Below are 21,020 nucleotides of genomic sequence, written 5' to 3'. Positions count from 1 at the left end.
CTCGTAATATGGCGTTTCAGAGAAGTTGATAGCGGCCGGAGGCTTCAGGATGTCTTTTAAGTGGAAAACGATTCTCGGCATTGCGGTTATTGAGCTGCTTTTCCTCTCCATCCTTATATGCCAGGCCTCTCGTTATATCGAAAACCAGGGCGAGGCGGCTATTGAAAAACGGGCGAAAGATACTGTTTTTCTGGCTGACACTGTCATTCAGGATGCCCTTATTTCCCTTGACCTGGCGACCCTCGAGGAACAAGTGCAGCAATTAGGCCGGCTTGATGGTGTTAAATACGCAAGTCTTGAGCGATACGGGAAGACCCTTGCGGCGACTGATTCAAGTCTCACTTCAGGCATCTCCGACAACCCTGATACCAGTGTGGCAAAGGCGGTTGATGGCGTTTTCGACATTCATCATGAAATACGGGTAGCGGATAAAACCCTCGGCCTACTCAGAATCGGCTTTTCTGTTGAAGAACTCCACGCCCTGACTCAACAAGCGCAAGGCCACCTGTTGGCCATCGCATTTTTTGAACTTTTACTCGTGGGTCTCTGCTCATGGATTTTGGCGTATTATCTCACCAAGCGGCTGCTATTATTGCGAAATGCCAGTCAAACGCTTCGATCGGGATTCGTAAGTGAACCCATTGCCGAGAAAGGAAATGATGAGGTTACAGACACTATTCGTGCTTTTAATCTCATGTCAGCGACACTTTTGGCGCGCGAACGCGCGCTGAAGCAAGCCAACAGAGAACTTTTGGAATCCAATAACAAGTTGGTTGCACAAGGCGAAGAGATGCGGTCCATGTTCGACGCCGCCCCCGATGGTATCGCAATCCTCGATAATGAAAAGCGCGTCGTTTTTGCAAATCAGAACCTGAAGAGCCTTTTTGAAATCGATGAATCATTCCTATTGGGTCGGCCGATAGCTGATTTTTTGGGCTCTGAAACTAATAGGCAGCTTATTGACAGGGAAGGGGTTCAGAAAGGCGTCAAGGCCAGCTTCGTCACAGGTTCGGAGAGAACCGTTTTTTTTGAAATGAATATGTCCTTAATTCATATGGAAAACGGTGAGCAATTTGTTCTGATCGTCCGGGACAAGACCCAGGAGCATGAATTGGCGCATGCAGTGTTGGTCAGTGAACAGCTTAAATCCAATCTCGTTGATTCAAGTCTTGATGCGCTCATAACCATAAATAGTAAGGGTAAAATTACAGATTTCAGTAAATCTGCTGAGTCTCTTTTCGGTTGGCGAAAATCGGAGATCCTGGGGCAGTCCATGGAGGATCACTTCGTCCCAGAGCAGATGAGACCAGCCCACGCAAGGGGAATGGCACATTTCCTTGCAACGGGTGAGGGGCCTTTGATTGGCAAGCGTGTTGAAACGACTGCCCAACAAAAATCCGGGCGTTTTTTTCCCGTTGAGCTGGCACTGACTGCGATCTGGATTGACGGTGAGCCGTTTGTGATGGCAGCCATCCGCGATATCACTGAGCGAAAAGAACGGGAACAAGAATTGATGGCCGCGAAAATACAAGCCGAAGAGGCATCGACCGCTAAATCACGTTTCCTTTCCTATATGAGCCACGAAATTCGCTCGCCGATGAACGCAGTACTCGGCGCACTGGAACTGATCCATGAACAAGGCAAGCTGGGGGAGTCCGAACGGCGCTACCTGGAACTTGCCCGTCAGTCCGGGGATTCGTTGCTTGGCGTCATTAATGAAATTCTTGATCTTTCCAAAATTGAGTCCGGTCGCATTGAGTTCAAACGGGTTGGTTTTTCGCCGGCAGAACTCATTAAAAGTGTCGCAGACTCGGTTCTCACAAATAGTAAGAAAAGAGGCGTCGATATAAACGTGGAGTTCAGCCGATCGATACCTTCAGTAATCATTGCTGACAGAATTCACCTCAAACAGGTTTTGATCATTCTTCTGGATAATGCCCGGAAATTCACAGAGCAGGGTGAGGTGAATTTATTTGCCTCAACGGTGTGTCTCGCTGGAGGCGACCAACAAGAACGACTTCGCATCGAGGTGTGTGACACGGGTCCGGGTATTCCCTCCGACCTCTTGGAAAGCATTTTTCTGGAGTTCGAGCAGGTGGATGCAGCCAGGGATTCGGGTTTCGGTGGGACCGGTCTTGGGCTTGCCATCGCGAAAAAACTCGTTAATGGGATGGGTGGCACTATTTGGGCTGACAGTGAGGTTGGTGTTGGGTCAACTTTTACCTTTGAGATTCCCTTCTCGGACAAAGACGTGACTTCGGCGGAGAGGTGTGCCCAAGGAGCTGAGGAAAACGCGACTGGACCGATTGGGGACGAGGTATCGGAAAGGAGAAACGATATTTGCGGGCAGTTAATACTGTTAGTTGACGATGTGGAGGCGAATCTGACGATCGGGGCGGAGCTTCTCAAAAGCCGTGGATACCGGGTTGACCTCGCCCATGATGGTTTGGAAGCAGTGGAGCGTGCTCGTGAAACTGACTATGCATTGATCCTTATGGATATAAGGATGCCCCGAATGAATGGCTTGGAAGCCACTGAGAAAATCCGCCACTCAGGTGGAATTAATTCGCGCACCCCAATTCTTGCATTGACCGCCAATGCGGAGACGTCAGAAATGAAACGCTGCTCCGAAGCAGGTATGAATGGCTTCGTGAGCAAACCCTTTAGTATTGATGTTCTCAACGACGCCATTATGCGTTGCCTGAATGAGAATGAGCAGAAGGAAGCAGGTATGCAAAAGCCAACCAGAAACAGTGACGAAGAGCGGGAAGTAATGTCCATGAATGTGTTAAACCAGCTAGTTAAAGACACATCGCTGGAAAGCTTACCGATGATGATTTCGGTGTTCATTAATGAGATAAAAAAACGGATTGAAGGCATCAATCGAGCGGTCGAGTCCAATGACGAGGCCGAAATCCGTGAGCAGGCCCATGCCCTCAAGAGCTGTTCTGGAACTTTTGGCGGGTTGCGCCTCCAGGCTGCGGCGAGCGAACTCGAAGATTTGGCGAGTGAGTCATCAGCTTGCTCATATCCTGCTCTTGTTACGGATGTTAGAAACGTAGCAGATGAAACGGTGCTGGAATATGCTGGCTACCGTGAGAAATTAGATATGTCTTCGCAGATAGCAAATCGAACCGTTTGAGAAAGGAAGTGGCTATGCCAAGGGAAAACCGTCCGAGTGTGCTTCTTATTGAAGACAGCCCTTCCAATGCAATGGTTTACCAGAGCTATCTTCAGAGCGATTACGAGGTTCGCATCGCCCATACCGGCGCTGAAGCCCTGGAACACCTTAGTCGGTATGCATTTGACATTGTGATCACAGATGTTCGGTTACCAGACATGAGTGGTCTCAGCATACTTGATAAAGTTCATGAAGAGAGCCCGTCGCTTCCTGTTGTTGTGATCACCGCCCACGGCTCGGTTGATATGGTTGTGGATGCAATGCAGCGGGGCGCCAGTGACTTCATTTCCAAGCCGTTTGATAAAGCCCGGTTAGCCGTCACTCTGGGGAATATACTCAAAAAGCACAAACTCGAAGAGACAGTACAACAATACGAAAAGGTTTATCGGCGGGAACAGTTCCATCGCATGATCGGTGCGTCTTTACCCATGCAAAATGTGTATCGGATTGTCGAGAGCGCTGCCAGAAGTAACGCCTCGGTGTTTATTACCGGGGAGAGTGGAACAGGGAAGGAGCTTTGCTCCGAGGCACTTCACTCGGAGAGCCCGCGAGCGGGTGAGCAATTCGTTGCACTGAACTGCGCGGCCATACCCCGCGAGTTAATCGAAAGTGAAATATTTGGTCATGTAAAAGGTGCCTTTACTGGCGCATCGGCAGCTCGTGACGGCGCGGCTTTAAGGGCAAGCGGCGGCACGCTTTTTCTCGACGAAATTGGTGAAATGCCTCTGGATTTGCAGAGCAAGCTTTTACGCCTGATTCAATCCGGAACCTTTACCCCTGTCGGAAGCAGCAAGGAACTCAAGGTTGATATCCGGTTTATTTGCGCGACCAACCGTGACCCCCTCAGGGAAGTACGGGAAGGGCGTTTCCGGGAGGATCTGTACTATCGATTGCATGTTATACCCATTCATATGCCGGCCCTCCGAGAGCGCGGTGGCGATATTCTGTTACTTGCCCGCTCGCTATTGACGTTGTATGCGAGCGACGAAGGAAAGGGTTTCACTGGCTTCAGTAAAGACGTCGAATCGTTTCTGACGCAATATGACTGGCCCGGCAACGTAAGAGAGTTGAGCAATGTGATTCGAAACGTGGTGGTGCTGAATGACGATACAGTCGTCGAGATGTCAATGCTGCCGAATCTGGTACGCTCCCAGGGGCTTGGGCGCGGCACGGTCTCTGCCGGAAGTTCGAGTGTGCCCTCAAGTGCGACGCTGGAGTCATCCTCTTTTTCTGCGAGCGAGACTCCGGCTCGCTCGCAGCCCAAGTTATCCTCTACGACCGGTGCGATACTTCCGCTTTGGCTGGAGGAGAAGCGTGTTATTGAAGCGGCCATTGCGAAATGCGATGGCAACGTGCCCAGAGCTGCCGCATTTCTGGAAATAAGTGCGTCCACGATTTACCGAAAAAAACAGCAATGGGAGAAAGAGCAGGCGGCGCGAGAATCAATCTGATTTGCAATTTGCAAAAATGGTTTTTATTTTGCAAGCAAGTTCCATAACGTATTGAATAAATTTAAAAATTACTTGGCATGTTAACTGCAAATCCTTCGTTATAAACATCGCTAACGGAGACTGCCATGCCCACCCGAAATATACTCGGCGAACAGAAAACCGCCGAGTACCCCTCTGAACGCCATAATTTACTGATTGTCGACGATGATCTTGCTGTGCGAATGGTTTCTCGTCTGGCCCTGACAAAAGCCGGATTTTTTGTAACAGAGGCATCCGACGGTCATACCGCCCTTAGCTGGTTAGAATCACACAAGTTCGACGCTATTCTCCTGGACGCCAGAATGCCAGGTATGGACGGCTTTGCGACCTGTGAAAAGATGCGCGAGCACCTGGGCGATGATTCGGTACCCATCATAATTGTGACTGGGCAGAATGACGATGAGTCCATCGATGCTGCTTTTGAGAGCGGAGCAACGGACTTCGCACCCAAGCCTCTGAACTGGCGAATCATAATTCAGCGGTTGAACGCACTGATACGCGCCAGGGCTATCAAAAAACACCTCAATAACCGAAGCCATCAAATATCTTCGATGTTGAAAACGTCCGCTGAAGCGATGTTGCTACTCGACTATGACGGCGTCATACAGGGAACTCACCTGATCGAGAGGTTACCGAGGGAGTTCAGCGAAAAAATTATTGTCGGGCGAAATTTTCTTGAATGTCTCCCGGATGAATTCTTGCAGGTAGTCGATACGTCATTGCGTGCCGCCCGGAAAATTGAGGGCTGCGAAAATTTTGTTTTTTACCACCAGCACGAGGGGGCGCCCCATACCATTCAGGGGCGTTTTGTTGCGGCTGCTGAGGGCGAGCTGTTGTGCCTACTGCAGGATCAGAGTGAATCTTTTCTCAGTCAGCGCCAGTTATTCGAGCTGACCTACACCGATCCGGAAACTGGTATCGCCAACGAAAAGCAATTGATGTCCGAACTGGCCCAACGATTAAGAGATGGATTGAAGCAAAATACCCATACCATGGTTTTGCGTTACTCAGCCTTTGACCTGAGCGGTCTTGAACCACGAATTGGTCGACCTGGTATAGTCAGATTGGTCCAGACATTCGTCGAACGCATAGCGCTGGGGCTTGAAAGCTACCTGCTAACACTGAATGAAGATGACAGGCCGACCTCTTTCATCGCCCGTCTCTCAGAGTCCGACTTTGTAGTTTTGCTTTCTGGCATCCGTGACTGCGAATTTGCCGAGGAGCTGGCGACGGTATTGCTCCGTCGCCTTGCAACCAGTGTCGATGTCGACGGTTACACATGCTCTATTGATTGGGCGGTGGGTATCGCGGACACCTTGGAAGCTGCGGCCACTTCTGACGGAATTATGAGCGCTACCGCCTATGCGATTCAGTCCAACGGCTTGCCGATCAATGGATATCAGGTATACCGATACAGTGCCGAGCTAAAAGAGAGGGCGCTCAGGGATATCGAAATAGAGCGACTACTTCGTCAGGATATTGCAGAGGGCCGTCTCGAAGTGCATTACCAGCCAAAGTTCGATCTCTCTCGGCTTGCCTTAATTGGTATGGAAGCGTTGATTCGTTGGACCAGTTCCGAGCTGGGAGTGGTATCGCCAGCGACGTTCATTCCAATAGCCGAGAAATCGGGCCTTATCATTTCACTCAGCCATTTGCTCGTGGAAAAGGTGTTTGATCAAATTGTGGTTTGGCGTGATCAGGGGCGAGCCCCTCTCCCGGTTTCTATAAACATTTCCGGAATACATCTGAATACTCGAACAATCGTTGAGGAGTTGAGGGCCTGTATGCAACTCCGGCGGATTCCTCCGGAGTTGGTGGAACTGGAGGTGACAGAGAGCGTCATGGTTGATGGTACTGGTAAGGCGCTGAAAAACCTGAATGACCTCAGAAGCATGGGAGTTCGCATTGCCATTGATGATTTCGGCACTGGCTACTCATCACTGAGCTATTTAAGAACTCTGCCATGTGATTGCCTGAAAATAGATCGCAGTTTTGTTCAATGCATTACCTCCGACCCAACGGCAGCAGCAATTGCACGGGCGATAATTACGATTGGCCAGGAGGTGAATTTGCACGTCATCGCAGAGGGTGTGGAAACAGAAGAGCAACTGGAAAAACTTGCCCAACTGGGGTGTAACTCTGTTCAGGGTTATTTTACGGGACGGCCTGTTTCCAATGACGATTTTTCACCTTTCTTTGAGGGGGCTTGTTTAGGAACGTAATGGAACAGCATTAGACGTAAGCATGTTTGTGTCAAAAGCGGTCTCTTTAAAGCGTAAGGTCGCATCACGAAGATTAAATCTCAGGCACAGCCCGTTCATTGCGGCCTGTGTTTTTTTTATCAACCGGCCTCTATCGCTTAGTTTTATAAATAGGTGCCTCGTCCGCAAAACCATTCGCATTCTGCATAGCAAAACCCATCTATTGAGATCTGTCATTAGCCTGATTTCTCTCTTTAAATTAAGTTAAATCTATGAATTTATGAGATAAAAAAAACATGGCACGACCGGTGCACTAATTAAAGTGTGTAACAAAGATCACATACAAACAAAAGCGCTGTTCACAATCGAGGTAGAAAAAATGAAAAATATTCAAGTTAGCAAGCTGGGCGCCAAACAAGGTGGATTTGTTCTGACTACCGAGTTGGTTTTGCTCTCTACAGTACTTGTTGTCGGCCTTGTCGCAGGTATGGTCACGATGCGTGATGCACTGACTGCCGAGATGGAAGACGTTGCCGAGGCAATTGGTCACCTTGACCAGACTTACGCCTTTAATGGCATTGTAAATGGCGAAAAGACGGCCGCTGTTGAAGGCTCCGTTTTCGGTGATTCTACTGACACCAACGCCGGGGATGATACCGAGTTCACTTTCGTGGCTGCGACACCGCTTGAAGGTGGGGTAACGATTGCGAGCGTGGGCTCATCATCATCCGCAGCCGTTGGCACAGTCGTGACGCCCTGATTGGATAGGCCCGGTGGCCGCGTTTGATAACAACCGCGGCCACCGTATTTTTTTAGCCGGGGGTGAAGAATGAACAAAAAACTCACAGGAAGCACAACAGCCGCTATCAGTATGTTTCTGATTTCCGGAGTTTTTGCGAGTGTTCTGGGGGTCCGTCAGGTTGAGCGTGTCTCCACCCATGAAGTTCTGGGAATTTCGGGAGACTGGACCGCAGGTGTCAGCATCGAGCCTGCAATGATCCAGAAAGTACGAGTGGATAAACAAATTGTTGGTGTAAAAGACCCCTCTTATCTGGTTGGAAAACGGCTGACAAGCGACAAGAAACACGGTGAAATTTTCCGCACCAATGAACTCGCTTCCCCTCCAAAATCCTGGTTGGCACAGCAGATACCTGACGGCAAAGTTCTATACACGATGAAGCCGCAGCCGGGTGCCATTCCTCATAGTCAGCTCAGAAATGGCGACTTTTTTGATGTACTTGCCACAGGTGCCAGCGGTGTGCGAACCCTCGCCAGGGACGTTCGCTTGGTCGGCGTGATGGGAGGAAGCAGCAACTCTTCCGCCCCGGCCGGAGGCCTCTTGGGCGCTGTGGGCAAATATCAGGCAACATCGGCCGTTTCTATGGTTGTGGCCATCGCTCCAGAATACGTTTATTCACTTGCCAGTATTCAGCCAAGCGATTCGGTGTCCATTGTGCTTCATGGTTCGCGTCAATCGGACTCCGATTCGCGCATCAGAATCGATCCTATCCCGACCCATCGCAATATCGAGATCTTGGCAGGGCTCAACAAGCGTTCAGTCGCTGTTCCCATGACTCAGTAAGCCGCTTGCTGAGAGAGCCTTTTGCGACTGCCATGCAGTCGCTTTTTTATTGGCAGAATGCGAATTGGTATTTGCAAATTGCAAAAACTTTTTTTCCGATTTTTCAACTTACTGATACTTATAGACTTAAAATTATTCCCTTTGTGGCACGGCTTTCGCTAAACGCTAGTAGGTAACTATAAAAAACGAGGGCTGCTCCATGAAGACCGTTGTAAGTACATCAGTGTTAGCTGCGATTTTGTCTGGCTGCGCCACCCATATCACGCCTGTCATAGAGAGTGGTCATGAGGGCGTGGATGAGGCACAGGCCAGAGGCTTGGCGGACCATTATTTTGTTGCCAGTGATTTAGAGCCGTCAGCGTTACATGGTCTAACCCGGCAGCAGCGGCATCAATCGATCAGGCAGGGTTGCTCACTCGATTTCTACACTATTACTGAATCCTTACCCCAAAATCTCCGTTGGGAATTGCGTGAAAGCGTTCTGGCTTCAGGTCATTTTGGCACATATCGCCGATTCGTCAGTGACTCGACGTTCAATCAGGGAAGCTATGAAATACCGGGCCATCTAGCAGCGGATCTGGCCTGGTTTGCAGAAGAGTTCGAACGCACCGCTCTGATGCCCCTCCTTTTAATTATTGGCCATACCAATTCAGATGGCGGCGTCCGATTTAACCAGTCTTTGTCAGAGAAACGCGCTGCCGCCGTTTACACATTCTTGATCGAAAGGGGGGTGCCCGCTAACCGGATTCAACGGTTTGGCGTCGGCGAGACAAGCCCGCTGTCTGTCGTTAAGGCCTCCGGGGCAAGTTCAATGAACCGACGCGTTGAGCTGGTCACGTTTATCCCTGTAAGCAAGAAAAACAACTCAGTTGACTCATCTTGTAACCCGCCCCGATACGCTCCGTCTAGGTACGTGGTGGAACCGAATGCTAGAACGGAGGAGCGGTCATGATGTTTTGGCGTTTGCTAATGGTCACTGGCTGGCTTATTTCCGCCGGCGGGTTGGCTGAAGCCAATCTGGACTACATCGAAGACTTAAACGGAAAGCAGACTGAAAAACAGAGCGAACTGGTTCAGTGGACGCACTCGCGATTGGTCTTCAATAAGGACATCAAAAGGGTCGCAGTTGGACAGAACTCGATTATTGAAGTGGACGTTCTGGGCGGCCGTGAGCTGTTGATGCTTGCCAAAAATGTCGGGCGGACCACTTTGATGGTCTGGTATGAGGATGGGACAAGCCAGACGCTTTTGTTCGGTGTCAGTCAAGACATGTCGGTATTGAAAGACGCCCTTTACGATATTCACGATCAAATTAGGCTGGAGGTTGCGCCAGACCGACCAGCACTTGTCCTGAGGGGCAAAGTTCCGAATATTCAATTCAAACTCGCCGCAGACGCCGCCGCTCGAAACTATCTGAACGCAGAGCGCCCCAAAAGCAGCGGTCAGGCCATGAACTCTCCCCAGTCGCCACTCGACTTCCTGGCGTCAGCTCAACAAACAGTCACTGATGCGTTTCGCCTTAACGGAAACAGTGGTTTCTCACAGACCAGTGTCGCGGTTATCAATCTGATACAGGTTGAAACCTTGCCTCAGAGCCTGGAGAAAAAAGTAGCCGCTGCCGTTGCTCCCATGGGTGGAAGAGACGTCCGGATACGCCGTGTTATTCGTGGGGATATCCCTGATGACGCAGCGGATACATTTATCCTTGAAGGAGAGGTGCAGGATCAGGTCACGCTTACGCGAATTCTTCAGTTAGCGTCTCGATTGCTCGGCAACGGGGACGCAGATGAAAGTTCCAGTGTGGTGCCTATTACTAATGAATCCGGCGGGTTTCTTGCAGGAAAGAACCCCAGCCGGAATTCTAATGCGGGCGCTGGAGGTAATTTGTCGTCAGGTGGGTCCGCCATCAACCAGAATGGCATCCAGTCAAACGTCGCACGCTCAAAACTTCTCTCACTCAGTGGTGGTCGTGTGTTGTCAGTGATCGAAGTAAGAGATCTTCCGCAAATTCGCGTGTCGGTTGAAATTCATGAGATCAACAGAACCCGAATGAGGCAGTGGCGACCGGATCTGTCCCTGATAACTCAGGGATACACCGACCAGGGTCTGTTTTCATTGGGCGGCATATCGGCAATGCCACCTTCCGCATCAACGGTTGAGAACGCCCTCCAGGTTCTTGGAGGCACCCTTACAAATAACCTTCAGATTGGAGGAGATGATCTGGCGTTTGATCTTTTATTCTCTCTCATGGAGCGCGAAGGCATTTCCCGAACATTATCGCGTCCGACCCTGATGGTGCTTGCTGGTGAGTCAGCTGCTTTCACTGTCGGCGGTGAAGTTCCGGTTCCGACTGCATTTGCGCCCACGGGCCTGAAGAGCGGTGATGAAATTGGCACCAATGCACCAGGAGTCTTCAGCGGCACGTCTTTCAAAGCCTTTGGCATCAATCTCAGTGTGCGGGCTATGGTCGACGAGGCAGATAATATTACGCTCGACCTGAATCCCACTATTTCCATGCCTGATACAACGTTGACTCAGGAAATTGCGAACAGCACCGGCGCCTCTCTGAACTCTGCGGCATTCAACACCCGAAGTATCAATACAAGTGCCCGGTTAAAAGATGGGCAGCCGCTGGTGCTCGGCGGACTGGTGTATCAGACCCAGTCCGGGCAGAACGATTTCACACCTGGCGTCAGAGATATTCCCTTAATTGGAAAGCTTGTTGAAGCCATTTCGGAGGACGAGCAGAGCCGGGAGATTGTGATTGTAGTGACGCCTAACATTGTGCGGACACCTGATGAGCGAGTTCATCTCTGGGCCTTTCCGTCGACCACAGATATGGCAAGCAACCTTCTTTTATTGGCTCACAGAAAAGAGAAAAAGGCCCCATGAAAAAATACAGCGCTATTTTATTGTGCATTCTTCTGCTCCAGGGCTGCGCTGCTCAGCAGTCATTTGTGGGTGAGATTGAAGATCCCGAAGGGGAGGTGAACAGGCTGATTGAACTGGAACTGGCCTATATCCAGTCTGGCAATTACTGTCATCGCGACCCTCAATCAGCGTTAAACGAATGTGACGGTGTTACTCGGCGTCTGACGCAGTTGTTCACTCGCTTTCCAGACTTTGAGCGGCTTCAGCTTGCACTCGCAATTTCCAACCACGGCCGTAAGAAAAACCGGGAGGCGCAGTACTATGTTGACCGGCTTCTGGCCCAGGACCGACCAAGGCCGGAGGCGGCAATACTCGGTGCCCGGTTGGCCATGGAGGAGGGTAATACACGGCGTGCTGAGACCTTGCTCCAGGCGCAACGGCGACTGAACCCAATGCATGCGGGACTCCAGGAAACCTTGGCCGCTGTATTCTATTTGAACCATCAGCCTGAAAAGGGCTTCGCGGCACTTGCATCGGCTGAGCAACTTGGCGCGCCTGACTGGCGAGTGGCATACCATCGTGGGTTGCTTTACGAGCTCTCGAACAACGCGGCGGCTGCCTGCGAGCAGTATGCAAAATCCTTCACCATTAATCCGATATTTGCGCTGCCGGAGGGGCGAATACTGGGTTTGACCGATAACCCCACCTGCCTGAATCTTGCAAGATTTATCGGGGGTGCCTGATATGGAGCAGCGTACACACGATAGGGGGTTAATGTTGGCAAAGGTCCGCCAGCATATCCACAAACGACTAATTACCTCCCTGGATTCTGACCCTCTGGATATAGAGAACAACACGGACGTTGGAAAGCGTATTCAGGTGCTGATGAATATGGTGTCTGCCCAGGTTGGGCTGGAGCTGTCTTCTGAAGAACGCAGCTTTTTGTCCAACGGTGTTATGAGCGAGGTTTCCGGAATGGGTCCTTTGCAGCCGTTGATGGAAGATCCGACAATCACAGACATTTTGGTCAACGGCCCGTCGAATATCTGGGTCGACCGTGGGGGAAGCCTGCAGCGCTCGAGCGTTCACTTTGATGACGAACCGCATCTTCGCCGGTTCGTTGATCGGTTCGTTGGCGGTCATGGTAAGCATCTTGACGCCACCAACCCCGCGGTGGACGCGCGCCTTCCAGATGGCAGCCGTTTGCATGCAGTCATTCCGCCGTTAAGTCCTAGTGGAACCGTAGTTAGCATTCGTCGATTCCGGCAGTCCCATGCGAGCCTGGTCAACCTGATAGGCAGCGGAATGCTTTCGGAACCAATGGCCGAAACGCTGAAACTTGCCGTTCGAACCGGCATTAACATTGTCTTCGCTGGAGGTGCTGGCACTGGCAAGACCACCTTGCTCAATGCGGTGTCGGAATTCATTCCCGAAGGCGAACGGATAGTTACCATCGAGGATTCTGCGGAGCTGGCATTGCGTCATAACCATGTCATTTCGCTTGAGAGCCGGCAGGAGAACAGTGAGGGTAAAGGCAAGCATGATCTTCGTGCGCTTTTACGTCATGCGCTTAGGATGCGGGCAGACCGTATCATCGTCGGTGAAGTCCGGGGTGAGGAGGTATTCGATATGCTTCAGGCTATGAATATCGGTCACGATGGCAGTCTTACAACAGTTCATGCCAACAATCCTGTGCAGGCACTGAAGCGCATTGAAACACTGGCGATGTTCTCGGATATCCAGGTTCCAAGGCAGGCTATCAGAGACATGATCGATTCAGCTATTGGGCTCATTGTCCACCTTGGACGGCACCCATCCGGCGCAAGAAGAGTACTGGGTATTGCGGAGTTAGTCCCTGGGGAAGACGGCAGGCAATTAAGGGAACTATTTCGGTTCCAGTCAGAAAACGGAAAGAAGGACCAATTTCTCTGTCTTTTGAGGCCCATATTCGCACTTAAGGCTTATGAACAGGGAGTCAAGGTGCCGGATACGCTTGATGCTCTGTGGGAGATGCTCGGGTGACGCCAATGTTTGAGTGGATCGGTATTGTGCTCGCCGTTGTGGTGTTATTGGGTTCGGCTGCTCGCTTTATCCCTCTTATCCTCGGGCGTCAAATGCCAGAGCCAGCAGATGCGATTCAGAATCTGCATGAAAAACAAGCCTTGCCACTAACAAGATATCTGCAGATTCTCGGTGTGCGTCTTGAGCCAATTGTTTTCGCAGCAGGCCTATGCCTGATCGCGGTTACCATCAGCTTGCTGTTTCTCACGATGTTCGAAGAAGAGGTTGGGTTTAGTATTGCGGCAGGCGCAACATTTTTCCCATTGGCGCTCTATGTGCTCAAGGATTTGATCGCCTGGCGAGCTCAGGAATTTGAGCAGGACCTGGTCGATTCCCTTGATTTGGCCGCATCCCTGTCAGCCAGTGGCGTCACAGCGGTGAATGCGATTGAGGCAGCTGCAAAGGGTTCTACACCAGCCGTCAGAACCGAATTACTAAACTTGGTTGTCCGACTTAAATTGGGAGACTCAATCGAAGGCGCGACAGCCCGTATGCTTGATCGATACCGTTCAGAGGGAGTCCGGCTTTTTGTGAACCTTCTTCGGTCGCGTTGGCACGGGGGTGCTGACTTCGACGCTTTGCTTCGGGCGCTGGCGAGAGTTCTGCGTGACAGAAGATCTTTTCTGATCCAGTCAAGGGGTCAACTTTCTGGTGCTAAATACGCCGTCTTTTTTGCAGTGATTTTCCCTTACTTGCTGATCCCCTTTTTCCAGAGTCAAGAGCCGGAGTGGCTTGCACCGATAACAACTCACCCCGCGGGGCCAGTAATACTTTATATGGCGATTCTTTTGCAGGTGGTCGGCCTTTTATGGACACGTGCCATTTTGAGGAGTAAGTCATGGTGAACTCCCATCTGATGGATCTCTTTCTTGCAATTGTTTGTGTGCTTTCGTTGTGCGGTGTTTACGTTTTAAGCCGATCGACGTTACGTCCTGAATTTGTTGTGGATGACGACAAACCGAAAATCCACCGCTTCTATCCTGGAAAGCTCATGCGCCAGGCCGGATTAGTGCCGACGGATTTCGTATGGGTTTATTGGCCGGCAAAGTTTTTACTGTTAATCGCCTCGGCGCTGGTCTTTACAGAGCTAACAATTGATTTGCCAGGGTGGGCGTGGGGGGCAAGCTTGGTATTCACATTCTTCTCAGTTGACCTTTTCCTTTTGCAAAGACGAAAAATGCGCAGGCTTCGGATACAGGCAAATCTCAGCTTTTTCGTTGATCTCGTTAATGCCTACCTGAGTTCAGGCGTTTCGCTTTTTCGAGCGGTTCAACAAGCAGGCGAGCATGGATTTGAGAATAGGCATCCTCTTGCCGTCGAGTTGCGGCTTATTGCAATGGAGATTCAGTCTGGTGAAGCCTTTCACACAGCTCTTGGGCGGCTTCATGAGCGCACGGGTATACGCCAGCTACAAGGGCTGGCGGCTTCCTTCGAGGTGGGGCATGCGGCGGGCGCTGTGATGTCTGAAAATCTCTCCAGACAGGCCGAGGCGTTCCGCGAGCAGCAAGAGGAAATGAATCGAAAACTTATTAGCCAAAAAAGCATTTCCTTGTTGTTTGCGCTAATGATGGTCGGGCTGCCGATGTTCGGAGTTATTGTGGCGTTTCCTGCTGCTGTCAAACTTTCGGAAATCTTTCAACTGCTGGATTACCTGATCTAGCTCTGATGAGGAATCAGTATCGTGCGACATCTACCAAGCTATAGAGAAGTACATCTGCAGAAGCAGGGCGGGTTTGTCATCACACTAGAACTGATCATTATTATATCTATTCTAGGGTTTGGCACCCTGGTGGGTATTGTCATGATTCGGGATGCACTGGTGAAGCATTACGTCGCAAAACAAGCCTCAGAGACTCTGGTGGCTGATTCTGCAGGGAGGGTGCTTGGTGAGGCGATTGATTTCGATGAACACGATGCACCGCGGATTTTTTTGGTGGACCGAACTCTAGAAACCCCGTATCGAACCCTCATTGGTGTAAGGGATGATCGCTTCACCTCGCGGGAAGCGATTTATTACAGCGGAAGCAACTGTACCGGCATTCCCTGCATCAAAACTATCAGTGATGAAACCACCAGTAGCAGAGGCACCGATTTCCTCTCGGGCACTGGTAATGTCAGTTATTTAAATGCCTTGCAAAGCGGCCCCAATTACGCCGTGGGCCGGGGAGGACAGGGATTGCCGGGGATTCTTTTCCGTGAATCAGCGCTGATGTGCCCTGTATTGCCGAGCCAGCTCAACTCCCGGTGGATGTCCCAGAAAGTCGTTTCGGGTGAGCCGTGTGAAAGTGTGCAGCTTGAAGACGAGACCCGAACGCGTCCCTTTACGGGCTGCTTGATTGATGTACCGCTGACTCAGTGTGATTGTCCTGATTCAACCGAAGATCAGGGAGACATTCTGTCGCTTTACGCGGTGCCGATTGAGACACTTCTGGATTCTACCATCGTGACTATTAATACCGCGTTGTTGCTCACTGGTCTGCAACTTCCGTCCGTAAATATAGGCAAAATTTGTTGTCCGGCGGGGAACGATCTGGAAGAGGGCAACCTAGTGAATGGCGTTGTGTTTCTCGTACTGGACAGGCTGGTTTCGGAACTGAATCTTGCGGCATTTCCTTTGATCCAGCAGACAATTAGCACCATTCTTGCGCCGCTTGAGGGCGACCTATCTTGCTCCAGCCCGATAATTCTGAAATCAGCGGATTCCGTTCCGAACCCGAATGATCCGAACTCAAACGTTCTTGGGAATTTCACCACGCCTTTCTGGGTAAACCTTCCGGGCGCAGAATCCGGTGTGTGGTATTCAGTGCCCCCAACAGCAGGTGAGGGTCTGTGAGCCTGGCCACATAGTAAATTAAATGAGCCAATCGAAACGCACGTAAGCGCCCATAAATCAGCACCTACACCCCAGCCCCGCAATTGCACACACTGAACTCCTCACCCGTTCCATGAGGAATCAGCATGACCCCGACCGAAAAAGTGCACTTCTGGCAGCAGCAGATTAACGACTGGGAAGCCACGGGCTTGTCCGGCAACGCTTTCTGTAAACAGCAGTCTTTGATTTACCATCAATTCGTTTATTGGCGCCAGAAGCTAACGTCTGGTGAAGATTATCGAACTCAGGCGCCGGTAACCACCGGATTCACGCGGGTTGTTTCTTCTGCTTCTCGCATGGGTGTTGATGCCGGCGACGCCAATGGCCTGACCGTATCCTTGCCCGGCGGTGTTGCGATCACCGGTTTACACGCCGGCAATATTGAGTTGCTGGGCGCAGTGCTGAGGCAACTGTGATGCGCCATCGTTACTTACGTCCATCCTTATCGTTGCCCCAGATTTATTTGTATCGGGCGCCGGTGGATTTTCGCAAACAGGCCAATGGTCTGGCGGTACTGGTTGAGCAGGAGTTGGGCCACAATCCGTTCACCGGGGCGCTTTACGCCTTCACCAACCGACAGCGGAATAAGATCAAATGCCTGATGTGGGAAGACAACGGATTTGTCCTCTATTACAAGGCGCTGGCTGAGGAGAAATTCAAGTGGCCAAAGGCCTCGGATGAGCTGATGGCACTGACCGGCGAGCAGATTAACTGGCTGCTGGACGGCTACGATATTGCCCTGCTAAAAGGCCATAAAACTCTGCATTATGAGGCGGTTATTTAGGCTTTTTACGTGCTTCAAGGCACTGGTTTTGCTATAATTTGTTCATGAAATTAAAGCCTGAAACCCCTTCAGAAGCACCCGATATCAGCGGCCTAATGGCCGCTGAATTGCTGTCGGTGATTGAGGGGCTTCAGCAAGAACTGGCCGCCAAGAGCGCTGAAGTTGAGCAGCGCGATGAAGCGCTTGCACAGAGCACCCAGGCGGTCAAACAACGCGACCAATACATCCAGATCCTCGAAGAGCTGCTGCGTTGGAAGCGCATTCAGCAGTTCGGCGCCAGCAGCGAAAAGTCCAAACACCAGATTCATTTGTTTGACGAAGCAGAACTGGAAGCCGAGATTGATGATCTGCGCAATCAGCTGCCAGACGATGTCAAAGAAGAAGAGGCACCACCTGCGACCCGTAAACGTCGCCAACGTGGCTTCTCGGATAAGCTGGTGCGTGAGCGCATCGAACTGACTCTGAGCGACGAAGACAAAGCCGGTGCCAGTAAGACCTTCTTCACTAAAGTGAAAGAAGAACTGCAGTTCATTCCAGCCCAATTCAAGGTTCTCGAATACTGGCAGGAAAAAGCCGTATTCGAAAACAACGGTGAGGAACGTTTGGTGGCAGCCGCTCGCCCAATACACCCATTGGGCAAGTGCACGGCCACACCCTCCTTACTGGCGTACATCATCACCTCAAAATACGCCGATGGCTTGCCGCTGTATCGTTTGGAATACATGTTCAAGCGCTTGGGGCATGAGATCAGCCGTACCAATATGGCCCATTGGGTGATCCGCCTGGATGACGTGTTCAAACCGCTGATCAACCTGATGCGAGAAGTGCAGAACAGCAGTGATTACCTGCAAGCCGATGAATCCCGAATGTACGTTCTGAAAGAAGACGGCAAAACGGCGCAATCTGATAAGTGGATGTGGGTCACCCGCGGTGGCCCGCCAGGGCGACCGTCGGTTCTATTTGAATACGACCCTTCACGAGCAGGCAAAGTACCGGTGCGTCTGCTCGATGATTTTAACGGTATCCTGCAAGCCGATGGTTACTCTGGCTATGGCAAAGTCTGCCGGGATAACAACATCACTCGAATTGGTTGCTGGGACCACGCGAGACGTAAGTTCGTGGAAGCTATCAAAGGGTCCAAGCCTCAAGGTAAAGGCAAAGCCATAAAGGTCTCCAAGGCCGATGTAGCTCTAAGCCATATCAACAAACTCTACGCCATCGAGCGTCAGATCAAAGAGCTGAGTGAAGGCGAGCGTCATCGCATCCGTCAGGAGCTGAGCGTGCCCAGACTGGCGTCATTCAAGGCCTGGCTTGAGGCCAATGCCGGCAAGGTCGCCAAGGGCACGATGACTCGCAAGGCCATGGATTATACGCTGAACCAGTGGCCTACTCTGATCGGTTACTGCGAGCGAGGCGATCTGCAGATCAGCAACGTGCTGGCCGAAAATGCCATCCGCCCGTTTGCTCTGGGACGCCGCGCCTGGCTGTTCGCAGACACTTCGCGGGGCGCACGCGCCAGCGCAACGTGCTATTCCCTTGTCGAGACCGCTAAGGCAAATAGCTTGGAACCCTCGGTCTATATCCAACATATACTGGAGCGCATTGCCGAGGCAGACACGCTGGAAAAGCTAGAGGCACTACTGCCGTGGAATGTGGATCTGGAGCGGGTCTCAAAAAAAGTGTCGCAGATCGACTGAGGACAAGTGGGTCGATTTAAGGGCGCTTACAAACGCACTGCAAAATGCGACTCAAATTGGGGTTTCTACCTAGAATTAACGCATAAAATACTTAAGAAATTGAAATTATTAGTTTATTTAATTGGCATGGTTCTGGCATCGCTTTGATATAAGTTTTATATCTAGTACGGAGTCGGGCCATGAAATACCAGATGTGTTTAGTTTCTAACGATCGGAGCCTCATCAAATGCCTGTCTCAGGCCCTACAGCCACTCGGTATTGAGATTGGTGAGGTTTCCCCCAGTCATCTCTGGGAAGTTCAATCCAACTGCCCTGTGGGCGTAACCGTAGTAGACCTGGAATCCTTCGATGGTCTTTCAGCGGTAGGGTGGCGTGATATGAGGAAGTCTCTGGAACACACTTTGTGCGTTCCTCTTCTATCAAAATCTAACGATAACGTGATTCGTCAATGGTTTGGCACCGATGCCAAGTGCCTCACAAAGCCGATCACGAGCGCCCAAATGCGATGGCTGGTTCTTCAATGTATTTCTCGTCAGAAAGGTGCCACGCTGAAAATGAGCGACAGCAGGCGAATGGGAAGACATGCTGCTTTGGGGCTTGATTCTTTGTCTACCTTACAGTCTATTCTCAAACACAGAAATCCTGAGAAAGCTGAGAATCAGGATCGTGTAGCGGAACTCATCGCACAAATCGCAAAGCGGTGCCAAATCGATACCTCAGTCTGCGAAGCGGTAGTCGGGTGCGCAAGAGTCTATGATATCGGCGCACTGATTGAGAGGGTTGGACCCAGCGCTAAGCGGCGACCGAATTCCCCGGCAAGGCGCGCGTTTCGCTCTGCTGCACTAGTCAAACTGGCCGGTGGCTCGACCAAAATGGTTCAGCTTTTACGCAATCTTGACGAGAACTGGGACGGATCTGGTGTTCCTGCGAATAAAAAGGGAACCGAAATTCCGATAGGCTCGCGGATGCTGCGAATCGCTATTGACTTCATTCGCCTCCAACATTGCAGTGAGAAACAACTGTATCTGAATTTTAACGAGAGCCTCGCCTTGCTTAGGGATTCCGCCGGAACACTCTACGACCCTGGGTTAATAACACGGTTTCTTGAACACGCAATGAATTCTGTTGAAGGTGCCCAGGAAAGCACAATCTGGATTTGCGGTGCCAGGCACCTGCTTCCCGGAATGAGACTTTCGGAGAATCTATACGGCCAGGAGGGTTTAATGCTGCTTTCCAAAGGGAACGTCCTTAATGAGCGTTTGGTGACGCGACTGTTGAATTATGAAGAGCGCTTCTATGGGAAAGACGAGCTATTCGCGGCAGTCTTCTCAGGAGAGGTGACTATTAAGCAAGCCGCTTACTGAGAAACGGTAGGTTCTGGCTTGTCTTTGAAGCTATGGAATGCCGCCGTTCGCCATGATGCAGCGGTCCAGATGGTGGTTAAGGGGCGGTCCGAGGATTATGCCATTAACGAGGCTGAGCAACTTATGCCGAACGGATCGAAGCTGAAATATCCGGGCAAGTGGTCTCAGACGAGTCCGAGTTTTTCGATGTCGGGCTTTTGTTTTATTTTGCGAATCCCGAATAGGCCGGCGATGTTGGAACTGGAACCGAATACCGCCGCTCCCGAAATAGATCACTTGCCTGATTCTTTAGCTGCTCCCTAAACCACGGCCATAAAACTCCACTGACGTCTATTTCGGGCACCCCATGCAGTTGGTTAGCCATCTCCAGAAACCAACATTTCGAAGGCAAACGATCTGGGCAATTTATCGATTGGGAGATTTCACTCAACACCGACATGCTGGTCGCTTCGGAGTCTCCTTCGATTCTTTTGAGATACACCTCCGGTGTATCTCGCATGTGAAGGTGGTGTCTCCACATTTCAGCCCAGTCATCTCGAGGGATAAAGTCCGGGCCGTTGTGAAACGATTGGGTTACTAAGAGCAGGCAACGAAAGCGTGGCACAGCAATTCGATCGTCGTCAGTGGCCTGGTCAACCTCAAAAAATCGGATACAGCCTAAGATATGCTGTGCGAACCGTTGGCTGGTTAACCGGCTGAATGCATTTTCCATATGATCAACTCGGGGCTTTAAACAATTCACAAACGATCGCTCCCCGGGCAGAGTCAGGACCAGCCAATAGGCTGTGTTTCCAGCGGAAGCGACCCGACTCAAAAACTGTTTTGCCTGATCCTGCCAGCGCTCGGATTTCCAATGCCGGCAGATTGGACAGTGCCGGTGTCTACAAGGCAGCGCCCGAGAGTTTGTTACCAGTCTA

At 51.0% G+C, this 21,020-nt stretch carries 17 protein-coding genes; all 17 read left to right on the top strand.

Annotation, left to right across the window (positions count from 1 at the left end):
• The first annotated feature begins 49 nt into the window (after positions 1 to 49).
• Positions 50 to 3,142 (top strand): PAS domain S-box protein, encoded by a 3,093-nt coding sequence (locus tag MIH19_RS19485; RefSeq protein WP_249006435.1) that lies wholly within the window; start codon positions 50 to 52, stop codon positions 3,140 to 3,142.
• A 14-nt stretch (positions 3,143 to 3,156) separates the two neighbouring features.
• Positions 3,157 to 4,632 (top strand): sigma-54 dependent transcriptional regulator, encoded by a 1,476-nt coding sequence (locus MIH19_RS19480; protein WP_249006434.1) that lies wholly within the window; start codon positions 3,157 to 3,159, stop codon positions 4,630 to 4,632.
• 125 nt (positions 4,633 to 4,757) lie between these two features.
• Positions 4,758 to 6,893 carry an EAL domain-containing protein gene (locus MIH19_RS19475; protein WP_249006433.1) on the top strand — a complete coding sequence of 712 codons (2,136 nt, stop codon included), beginning with the start codon at positions 4,758 to 4,760 and terminating at the stop codon, positions 6,891 to 6,893.
• Positions 6,894 to 7,251: 358 nt separating this feature from the next.
• The gene (locus MIH19_RS19470; protein ID WP_249006432.1) at positions 7,252 to 7,632 is read left to right on the top strand and encodes a hypothetical protein; all 381 of its coding nucleotides are present in this window, start codon (positions 7,252 to 7,254) and stop codon (positions 7,630 to 7,632) included.
• Between the two features lie 69 nt (positions 7,633 to 7,701).
• Complete coding sequence (locus MIH19_RS19465) at positions 7,702 to 8,454, top strand: hypothetical protein (RefSeq protein WP_249006431.1); 753 nt, start codon at positions 7,702 to 7,704, stop codon at positions 8,452 to 8,454.
• A gap of 199 nt (positions 8,455 to 8,653) precedes the next feature.
• Positions 8,654 to 9,406: an OmpA family protein gene (locus MIH19_RS19460; RefSeq protein ID WP_249006430.1), complete on the top strand. Its 753-nt coding sequence runs from the start codon at positions 8,654 to 8,656 to the stop codon at positions 9,404 to 9,406.
• Entirely contained in the window at positions 9,403 to 11,346 is a 1,944-nt protein-coding gene (locus tag MIH19_RS19455) for a pilus assembly protein N-terminal domain-containing protein (RefSeq protein WP_249006429.1), read from the top strand. Before MIH19_RS19460 ends, MIH19_RS19455 begins: the two co-directional genes overlap by 4 nt.
• A complete protein-coding gene (locus MIH19_RS19450) occupies positions 11,343 to 12,068 on the top strand; it encodes a hypothetical protein (RefSeq protein ID WP_249006428.1) in 726 nt (241 codons plus the stop codon). The genes MIH19_RS19455 and MIH19_RS19450 overlap by 4 nt, the downstream gene beginning before the upstream one ends.
• A gap of 1 nt (position 12,069) precedes the next feature.
• Positions 12,070 to 13,347: a CpaF family protein gene (locus MIH19_RS19445; RefSeq protein WP_249006427.1), complete on the top strand. Its 1,278-nt coding sequence runs from the start codon at positions 12,070 to 12,072 to the stop codon at positions 13,345 to 13,347.
• A 5-nt stretch (positions 13,348 to 13,352) separates the two neighbouring features.
• Positions 13,353 to 14,231, top strand: coding sequence for a type II secretion system F family protein (locus MIH19_RS19440; protein ID WP_249006426.1), 879 nt, complete (start codon positions 13,353 to 13,355; stop codon positions 14,229 to 14,231).
• Positions 14,225 to 15,046: a type II secretion system F family protein gene (locus MIH19_RS19435; protein WP_249006425.1), complete on the top strand. Its 822-nt coding sequence runs from the start codon at positions 14,225 to 14,227 to the stop codon at positions 15,044 to 15,046. The genes MIH19_RS19440 and MIH19_RS19435 overlap by 7 nt, the downstream gene beginning before the upstream one ends.
• 21 nt (positions 15,047 to 15,067) lie before the next feature.
• On the top strand, positions 15,068 to 16,219 hold the full coding sequence (locus MIH19_RS19430) for a hypothetical protein (RefSeq protein ID WP_249006424.1): 1,152 nt from the start codon (positions 15,068 to 15,070) through the stop codon (positions 16,217 to 16,219).
• 125 nt (positions 16,220 to 16,344) lie between these two features.
• Positions 16,345 to 16,674 carry an IS66 family insertion sequence element accessory protein TnpB gene (locus MIH19_RS19425; protein WP_249006423.1) on the top strand — a complete coding sequence of 110 codons (330 nt, stop codon included), beginning with the start codon at positions 16,345 to 16,347 and terminating at the stop codon, positions 16,672 to 16,674.
• Positions 16,674 to 17,042 (top strand): IS66 family insertion sequence element accessory protein TnpB, encoded by a 369-nt coding sequence (gene tnpB / locus MIH19_RS19420; RefSeq protein ID WP_249006422.1) that lies wholly within the window; start codon positions 16,674 to 16,676, stop codon positions 17,040 to 17,042. Before MIH19_RS19425 ends, tnpB begins: the two co-directional genes overlap by 1 nt.
• Positions 17,043 to 17,080: 38 nt before the next feature.
• Complete coding sequence (locus tag MIH19_RS19415) at positions 17,081 to 18,739, top strand: IS66 family transposase (RefSeq protein WP_249006421.1); 1,659 nt, start codon at positions 17,081 to 17,083, stop codon at positions 18,737 to 18,739.
• Positions 18,740 to 18,918: 179 nt separating this feature from the next.
• A complete protein-coding gene (locus MIH19_RS19410; protein ID WP_249006420.1) occupies positions 18,919 to 20,103 on the top strand; it encodes an HD domain-containing phosphohydrolase in 1,185 nt (394 codons plus the stop codon).
• An 18-nt stretch (positions 20,104 to 20,121) separates the two neighbouring features.
• Positions 20,122 to 20,406 carry a hypothetical protein gene (locus MIH19_RS19405; protein WP_249006419.1) on the top strand — a complete coding sequence of 95 codons (285 nt, stop codon included), beginning with the start codon at positions 20,122 to 20,124 and terminating at the stop codon, positions 20,404 to 20,406.
• Positions 20,407 to 21,020: the final 614 nt, after the last annotated feature.

Origin of the sequence: Marinobacter sp. M1C (assembly GCF_023314135.1) — a bacterium.
GTDB lineage: Bacteria > Pseudomonadota > Gammaproteobacteria > Pseudomonadales > Oleiphilaceae > Marinobacter.
This window is presented reverse-complemented; position numbering and strand designations above follow the sequence as displayed.

What these genes read in the sequence shown, in the direction of transcription:
- MIH19_RS19475 (WP_249006433.1), top strand. Translation starts at nt 4,758, where the DNA reads ATGCCCACCCGAAATATACTCGGCGAACAGAAAACCGCCGAGTACCCC.
- MIH19_RS19435 (WP_249006425.1), top strand. Translation starts at nt 14,225, where the DNA reads ATGGTGAACTCCCATCTGATGGATCTCTTTCTTGCAATTGTTTGTGTG.
- MIH19_RS19440 (WP_249006426.1), top strand. Translation starts at nt 13,353, where the DNA reads ATGTTTGAGTGGATCGGTATTGTGCTCGCCGTTGTGGTGTTATTGGGT.
- MIH19_RS19485 (WP_249006435.1), top strand. Translation starts at nt 50, where the DNA reads ATGTCTTTTAAGTGGAAAACGATTCTCGGCATTGCGGTTATTGAGCTG.
- MIH19_RS19410 (WP_249006420.1), top strand. Translation starts at nt 18,919, where the DNA reads ATGAAATACCAGATGTGTTTAGTTTCTAACGATCGGAGCCTCATCAAA.
- MIH19_RS19465 (WP_249006431.1), top strand. Translation starts at nt 7,702, where the DNA reads ATGAACAAAAAACTCACAGGAAGCACAACAGCCGCTATCAGTATGTTT.
- MIH19_RS19480 (WP_249006434.1), top strand. Translation starts at nt 3,157, where the DNA reads ATGCCAAGGGAAAACCGTCCGAGTGTGCTTCTTATTGAAGACAGCCCT.
- MIH19_RS19470 (WP_249006432.1), top strand. Translation starts at nt 7,252, where the DNA reads ATGAAAAATATTCAAGTTAGCAAGCTGGGCGCCAAACAAGGTGGATTT.
- tnpB (WP_249006422.1), top strand. Translation starts at nt 16,674, where the DNA reads ATGCGCCATCGTTACTTACGTCCATCCTTATCGTTGCCCCAGATTTAT.
- MIH19_RS19445 (WP_249006427.1), top strand. Translation starts at nt 12,070, where the DNA reads ATGGAGCAGCGTACACACGATAGGGGGTTAATGTTGGCAAAGGTCCGC.
- MIH19_RS19460 (WP_249006430.1), top strand. Translation starts at nt 8,654, where the DNA reads ATGAAGACCGTTGTAAGTACATCAGTGTTAGCTGCGATTTTGTCTGGC.
- MIH19_RS19450 (WP_249006428.1), top strand. Translation starts at nt 11,343, where the DNA reads ATGAAAAAATACAGCGCTATTTTATTGTGCATTCTTCTGCTCCAGGGC.
- MIH19_RS19455 (WP_249006429.1), top strand. Translation starts at nt 9,403, where the DNA reads ATGATGTTTTGGCGTTTGCTAATGGTCACTGGCTGGCTTATTTCCGCC.
- MIH19_RS19425 (WP_249006423.1), top strand. Translation starts at nt 16,345, where the DNA reads ATGACCCCGACCGAAAAAGTGCACTTCTGGCAGCAGCAGATTAACGAC.